Source organism: Ruegeria sp. BB5 (genome assembly GCF_056539405.1).
In genome coordinates, this window is record NZ_JBQFUX010000025.1 from 1 (window position 1) to 1898 (window position 1898).

Below are 1898 nucleotides of genomic sequence, written 5' to 3' on the forward strand. Positions count from 1 at the left end.
GCCGTTCCGTTCGGTGTGTTTTGGTTGTGTTAGTTGTGTTTTGTTTATGGTGTTGCTGATTGAGATGACTGAGTGAGGTTGGGCTGATGAGCATGAACCCTTTTATCAATCGCGTTTCCAGCCTTTCGGGGCCTGCGCGTGATGTTTTGCCTGTTGCGCCGTCGGATGTGGCGGATTTGTCGGATGTGGCGATTGGTCTTTATGTTGAGGCGGGCGGGGCCGTGGTGATGACCACGGTTCGAGGGGAGACGCGCACCGTTCAGGTGGCGGATTTTTCGATCCTGCCGGTGGGGGTTACGCGTGTGCATGCGACCGGCACGACGGCGTCGGGCATTCATGCGCTTGTGCTGACGTAAGGTATCCGCCGTTCACGGCGCACAGCCCTGCCACCGGACTTCCGGCGGCGGGGTTTTTTGTATTCTCAAAACCCCTCTGTCGGGATCAGTCCGCGCCAAACAGATCGCGTGTGAAGACCTTGTCGCTGACATCGCGGATCTCGTCCGAGATGCGGTTGGCGAGGATCAGGTCGGCCTGCTGCTTGAAGGCGTCAAGATCGCGGATCACCGGTGAGTGGAAGAAATGATCCTCGCTCAAAACCGGTTCATAGACGATGACCTGGATGCCCTTGGCCTTGATCCGCTTCATGATGCCCTGAACCGAGCTTTGGCGGAAATTGTCGCTGCCTTCTTTCATCACCAGCCGGTAGATGCCGACGGTTTTGGGCCCTTTCATCAGAATCTGATCGCTGAGGAAATCCTTGCGGGTGCGGTTGGCATCGACGATGGCGCGGATCAGGTTCTGCGGCACATGGTTGTAATTGGCCAACAGCTGTTTGGTATCTTTGGGCAGGCAATAGCCGCCATATCCGAACGAGGGGTTATTGTAATGCGCGCCGATGCGCGGGTCGAGGCTGACGCCTTCGATGATCTGGCGCGGGTCCATGCCGCCGGCCAGGGAATAGCTGTCGAGCTCGTTGAAAAAGGCCACGCGCATGGCAAGGTAGGTATTGGCGAACAGCTTGATCGCCTCGGCCTCGTCGGGGTCGGTGAACAACACCGGCGCATCTTTTGAGACTGCTCCTTCCAGCAGCAGATCGGCAAAGGCCTTGGCCCGGTCCGAGCGTTCGCCGACGATGATCCGGCTGGGATGCAGGTTGTCGTGCAGCGCCTGCCCCTCGCGCAGAAACTCTGGCGAGAAGATCACATTGTCGGTGCCAAACCGCGCGCGGGCATCGGTGACAAAGCCCACGGGGATGGTGGATTTGATCACGATGACAGCATCGGGGTTCACTCTGGTGACCTGGTCGATCACCGTATCGACCGAGCTGGTGTCGAAATAGTTGCTGCGCGGATCATAATTGGTCGGGGTGGCCACAACGACAAAATCTGCCCCGCCAAACGCGGCTTCGGGATCGGTGGTGGCGGTCAGGTTCAGCGTTCGGTTGGTCAGGAAGTCGGTGATATCGGCATCCTGGATCGGGCTTTCGCGCTGGTTGAGCATGTCCACGCGCGCGGCGGACACATCCAGGGCAACAACGTCGTGGTTTTGCGCCAGCAGCACGGCGTTGGACAAGCCAACATAGCCAATCCCGGCAATCGCGATCTTCATATCTTGGTTCCTTGTGTACCCAGGGTCGGCACGCCCGGTGCGATCATAATCGTGTTTTTGGTGTGTGATAAGCTTTTGAAAGACGTGAAGGCAATGATCCGGCCCGGGCGGCCAGCGCGCGCTTGTGTTGATTGAGCGCGATGGCGGTGCCCGGGTGGGTGTCTTAATTTACCGCGGCATTGATTGGCGTCGTGACAAGGGATGGGGTGATCTGGCTGATGGTGCGGCCCCATTTTGTGACAGGGTTTTCCGCGATGAAAATGATGTCGTTTGAGCGCAGCTGGAATTGC

Annotated in this window: 2 protein-coding genes; one reads left to right on the plus strand and one right to left on the minus strand. The window is 58.3% G+C overall.

Going from position 1 to position 1898, the window contains the following annotated elements:
• Positions 1 to 86: 86 nt before the first annotated feature.
• On the plus strand, positions 87 to 356 hold the full coding sequence (locus ACR0DL_RS21450) for a spike base protein, RCAP_Rcc01079 family (RefSeq protein ID WP_480664523.1): 270 nt from the start codon (positions 87 to 89) through the stop codon (positions 354 to 356).
• Between the two features lie 85 nt (positions 357 to 441).
• On the opposite strand, the gene ACR0DL_RS21455 is transcribed toward ACR0DL_RS21450, so the two are convergent.
• A complete protein-coding gene (locus ACR0DL_RS21455) occupies positions 442 to 1608 on the minus strand; it encodes a nucleotide sugar dehydrogenase (protein ID WP_480691290.1) in 1167 nt (388 codons plus the stop codon).
• Positions 1609 to 1898 lie beyond the last annotated feature (290 nt).

What these genes read in the sequence shown, in the direction of transcription:
- ACR0DL_RS21450 (WP_480664523.1), top strand. Translation starts at nt 87, where the DNA reads ATGAGCATGAACCCTTTTATCAATCGCGTTTCCAGCCTTTCGGGGCCT.
- ACR0DL_RS21455 (WP_480691290.1), bottom strand. Translation starts at nt 1,608, where the DNA reads ATGAAGATCGCGATTGCCGGGATTGGCTATGTTGGCTTGTCCAACGCC.